5 protein-coding genes and 1 tRNA gene are annotated in these 4558 nt (G+C 51.1%); 4 read left to right on the forward strand and 2 right to left on the reverse strand.

Going from position 1 to position 4558, the window contains the following annotated elements; all coding sequences use genetic code 11:
• Together AACS18_RS05115 and AACS18_RS23115 are read left to right on the forward strand one after the other, a co-directional pair.
• The coding region (locus AACS18_RS05115; RefSeq protein WP_219928006.1) for a type I restriction endonuclease subunit R, EcoR124 family at positions 1-1367 on the forward strand (1367 nt) is incomplete at its 5' end.
• 189 nt (positions 1368-1556) lie between these two features.
• Positions 1557-1637 carry an SEC-C metal-binding domain-containing protein gene (locus AACS18_RS23115; protein ID WP_272939935.1) on the forward strand — a complete coding sequence of 27 codons (81 nt, stop codon included), beginning with the start codon at positions 1557-1559 and terminating at the stop codon, positions 1635-1637.
• Positions 1638-1834: 197 nt separating this feature from the next.
• On the opposite strand, the gene AACS18_RS05120 is transcribed toward AACS18_RS23115, so the two are convergent.
• Positions 1835-1922: transfer RNA gene (locus AACS18_RS05120), tRNA-Ser, on the reverse strand.
• A gap of 197 nt (positions 1923-2119) precedes the next feature.
• On the opposite strand from AACS18_RS05120, the gene AACS18_RS05125 reads away from it, so the two are divergent.
• Together AACS18_RS05125 and AACS18_RS05130 are read left to right on the forward strand one after the other, a co-directional pair.
• A complete protein-coding gene (locus AACS18_RS05125; RefSeq protein ID WP_108613877.1) occupies positions 2120-2869 on the forward strand; it encodes a DsbA family protein in 750 nt (249 codons plus the stop codon).
• A 296-nt stretch (positions 2870-3165) separates the two neighbouring features.
• On the forward strand, positions 3166-4068 hold the full coding sequence (locus AACS18_RS05130; RefSeq protein ID WP_108613878.1) for a sulfite exporter TauE/SafE family protein: 903 nt from the start codon (positions 3166-3168) through the stop codon (positions 4066-4068).
• Here AACS18_RS05130 and AACS18_RS05135 read toward each other — a convergent pair.
• The coding region (locus AACS18_RS05135; RefSeq protein WP_108613879.1) for a hypothetical protein at positions 3983-4558 on the reverse strand (576 nt) is incomplete at its 5' end. The genes AACS18_RS05130 and AACS18_RS05135 overlap by 86 nt on opposite strands.

The raw sequence follows: 4558 nt of genomic DNA on the forward strand, positions 1-4558 counted from the left end.
AAGCTGCCAAAGTGCAAGGAATGCATTGGGGGCAGTCTGTCTACACATTTACTGACTCTTCAGAAGATGATAGCGGTATTGAGCGAGAGGTGTTGCTCGCCATAGAACAGCAAACCTACTTGGTGCTAGCCCTGCGTTACAAAGAGCTAGCTAGTAAAGATGATGGCGGCGGCTCAGATGGCGGCGATGTTCCTTTCGATATCAGTGGCTATTTAACAGAAATAGATACCGGCAAAATTGATGCCGACTACATGAACAGCCGATTTGATAAATACTTAAAGGAGCTGAATCAACACAAAGACTCTACAAGTGTTGAAACGACACTAAATGAGCTACACAAGTCGTTTGCATCGCTCACCCAAGGCGAGCAAAGATACGCCGAGCTCTTTTTACATGATTTGCAGCGTGGTGATGCTAAATTAATTGATGGCCATTCGTTTAGAGACTACATCAATGACTACCAAAATCAGGCTGAACATTCGCGGATTGCCGGTATTGTTGAGGCGCTTGGGTTAGACAAGGATTTGCTTCTTCAATTAATGAACGGCGACGTTAATGCACATAACATTAACCGTTTTGGCCATTTTGATAATTTGAAATCGACAGTTGATAAAAGCAAGGCGAAGGTTTTATTTGAGCGTATTGAAGGGACGACAATTTCTACATTTAAGCTCAATATGCATATTGATAAGTACCTTAAAGATTTTATTCTCAATCAGAGCGAACATTTTATATTCGATGAAAAGGTTGTTTTTCCCGCAGATAACCAGCATCTTAAACCAGAACCTTTAACATTTGGTGATATTAAGTTATATCGAGCCAAACAAGTATTAAAATTACCTAACGTGGTTGAATTAGGTGCGATTACTTTTAAAACTAATGCGCCATATGAGGTTAGTCCAGATTCGTTGCTGACAATGGCCTGTCACAATGAATTAAAAGAGCTTGGCGTGGTTTCTTCCAGCGTGTTAGACACTACACTTTCAGCACTTTTAGAGCTTGAACAAGTAACCAAAGAACTTGACATCCCTCTATATAAAGAAGGAGAGAGTGGTATTGTTTGGGCGCTGAAAGAGGCACGAGAGGGAAGCGTCGTTGATGAATTCATCGCGGTTGCAATTCAATATGCAGGTGATGAAAGCTATAAACCATTTATTGAAAACATTATTTACGATGGTGCCAAAAGTGTTCTGTTTGCCAGCTTTGTTGTGTTGCCAAAAATGGTATTCAGCAATCTGAAAGCCAAATATGAAAAACAGAAGGAGCGTAATGCTGAAAAGGCAGCAATTGAAAGTTCGCCAAACGTAATTGATTTCAAAATGAATAAGAAGCTAGTGGAAAATGGAAAGGCGCTCAGCACTAAATAACTGTTCCTAATAGTGCTACATGTACAGGACCTTAAGAAAAGACATCAATTGAAATGTCATCTAAGGTCCTGTTTTGTAAAGGCTTTCTCTGCTTTACCCGCCACGCATTTTTGACAGAAAATCGACAGCCAATTCCAGCCGAGCCCTTATTTCACTGAGGGCTCGGTGCGCAATCGCTCCCAACCCGTGGTGGCGCCCATCAAGATTGGTCGCAACGAGCCGTGCCCCTGTGGCAGCGGCAAGAAGTACAAGCAATGCTGTTTGCACTGACCAACAAAATAGATAGCAAGAGAGGGCCATTGGCCCTCTCTTGCTTTGGGTAACTTGACGGGAGAAATGGCAATGGCCTGTCCAAAGGAGTGCTATCAAGGAGTAGGGCAGCCAACATCAAATGGCATACCCAGTGGCACACCAAAAATCGCAGATACAAAAAAGCCCAACCGAATCAATCAGTTGGGCTATATAGATGGCGGAGGAGGTGGGATTTGAACCCACGGATGGTCGCCCATCGCCGGTTTTCAAGACCGGTGCATTCAGCCGCTCTGCCACCCCTCCGCAGCAGTGCGGCGAATAATACCATGCTGCTCCGGCTTGTAAATCCCCGTCCGGTTCGATTGCTGGTTAATTGCGCGAAACGACATGAAAAAGTGGCAATCAGGGCGCATCAAGCGCTTTTTGGGCCAGATAACTTGACTTGAAAACAGACTCAACCACTATAGTGGCCTCTATCATATCCTCTGCAAGATAACGTTATGACTATTAAAAATGCCCTGTTTTGCGCGCTGGCTGGCGTGACCCTGCTGGCGACGCCGGTACATGCAAGCGAGCTGACCAAAAGCGATGTCGAGCAAATCGTTCGCGACTATCTGGTCAAGAATCCCGAGATCCTGGTCGAGATGTCCAATGCCCTGCGTGCCAAGCAGGAGAGTCAGCAGGCCGAGAGTGACAAGTCGCTGATCAAGGCTCACTCCAAGCAGCTTTATGCCAATCAGGATCCAGAGATGGGAAATCCGAAGGCATCTCTGACCATTGTGGAGTTTTTCGATTACAACTGCGGTTACTGCAAACGGGCCCATCCGCTGGTCAAGCAGCTGATGGCGGAAGATAAAGACATCCGGTACATCTACAAGCAGTTCCCCATTCTGAGCGAGTCCTCCTACTTTGCTGCTCGTGCTGCGCTGGCGGTCCAGCTGGGTCAGCCTGACAAGTACCAGGCGTTCCACGAGAAGCTCTATACACATCAGGGCCCGCTCGCTGATGAAGCACAGGTAAAGCAGTTGGCTGTGGCGGCCGGTGTTGACTGGAGCAAGGTGGAGGTCAAGATCAAGGATGGCAGCATTGACCAGAACCTCGGTACCAACCGTGCGCTGGCTGAAGCGCTAGGTATCTCCGGTACCCCGGCCTTCATCATCGGTGATCAGATCCTGCGCGGTGCCCCCCGTGATCTGGCCAGCCTGAAGGGGTTTATCAAGGACGTGCGTGCCGGCAAGAGCATTCAATAAGCGGTTGTCATGGTCGAGGCCCCTGCGCCCCGGCCAGATACAGAAAGAGGGTCGGTATCACTACCGGCCCTCTTTTTTATTATGTCCTTTGGCACAAGTGGTCGTCGCGAAAGGACCATAACAACGTGCTCAGGACCCGGCCTGTTGGCCTCAGTAACAAGTATTAGCAGAGTCGTTCGGAGTCTATTGATAAATATTTCGCCTCGCGGAGGTGTGTCGTGAGCATTGCTTAATTCCGGTCAAGATTTTTTCTGCTGCTTGCCTTAGAATCGCCGCCCGTTGCAGGAGAAACCCCTATGTTAGTTGATATTTTACGGCTGATTTTTATAGCCGGAGGCCTCGTATTCATCTTTATGCTGGTGCAAGCCTGCTGGCGGAAGAAGCAGAGTGGATCCTTTGAAGCGACCCCATTCTGGCCGGTGGCGTTGATCGGTGGGGTTGCCAACTTCCTCGATACCCTGGGGGTGGGCAGCTTTGCGGTAAAGACCGCCTGCTACAAGCAGTTCAAGTTGATCGACGATCGCCTGTTGCCAGGGACCCTTAATGGGCAGTGCGTGCTGCCGACCGTGACTCAGTCGCTGATCTTTATCGGTGCAGTAGCAGTGGAGCCGCTGACGCTGATCAGCATGATGATTGCCGCCGCAGCAGGCGCGGCCTGGGGAGCTCGTCATGTGGCCTCGTTTGATCGGCAGACCATCCGGTTGGTGATGGCTATCTCCTTACTGGTCGTCGCAGGGCTTATCTTTGCCGGTCTGCTGGGGCTTTTCCCTGTAGGCGGCGATGCGATGGGGCTTAGCGGCTACAAGTTGGCGATCGCCCTGCTTGGCAACTTCATCTTCGGGGTATTGATGAATGTCGGTATCGGCCTGTTTGCCCCCTGCATGACGCTGGTCTATCTGCTGGGGATGAACCCGCTGGCGGCGTTTCCCATCATGATGGGCTCCACCGCCGTGCTTAGCGTCTTCTCCGCAGGCACCTTTATCCGCAAAGGGGCGTTTGATGCCAAGGCGGTGCTGGCGGTAGCCATCTTCGGCCCCATCGGTGTGGTGCTGGCCGCCATGCTGGTCAAATCCATGGATATGGAGATGCTGAAGTGGCTGGTTGCCTTTATCGTCATCTATACCTCCTGGACCATGTACGTTTCCTGGCGGGCGGCGCGTCGCTCCCCTGTGCAACTGGCGGTGGAGAGCGCAGGCTAGCCTGTACCAGTGCCGCTTCGGCCTTGGCTCCCAGAAAGACATAGAGGCCAAGCGCCAGTAGCAAACCCACCGCACACCCCATCACCCCGACCGCAGGCCAGAGCAGCTCGCTCTGGCCGAGCGAACCTTTGAACAGCAGCAACAGCCCTTCGATGGAGACCGCGATCAGAATGGCGGCGATAAAGCGGGTGATGGTGCGGCGAATGGCGCTGTGGCGGAAGATATCCTTATGCAGCAGTACCTCCTCTTCCAGAATGGTCTTGCCCAGATCGAACACCGCCAGTGCCAGCGTCAGAAAGATGATGGCGCTAAAGGCGCCGAGCTGGTTCTGCTGCTCGCCGCACAATAGCTGGTAGAGCTGCTCCAGCCCGTGCCAGATCAGGGTAGCGACGATCAAAAACAGCGCCATGCTGAGCACCACATAGACCGCCTTGAACCAGGGCATGGCGCGGCGGCGCTCCCTGTCTCCCATCAACCAGCCAATCAGCTG

It is taken from the genome of Aeromonas sp. HMWF015 (assembly GCF_963878965.1).
Lineage (GTDB): Bacteria > Pseudomonadota > Gammaproteobacteria > Enterobacterales > Aeromonadaceae > Aeromonas > Aeromonas veronii.

Coding starts and splice junctions, on each gene's coding strand:
- AACS18_RS05125 (WP_108613877.1), top strand. CDS start 2,120: ATGACTATTAAAAATGCCCTGTTTTGCGCGCTGGCTGGCGTGACCCTG.
- AACS18_RS05130 (WP_108613878.1), top strand. CDS start 3,166: ATGTTAGTTGATATTTTACGGCTGATTTTTATAGCCGGAGGCCTCGTA.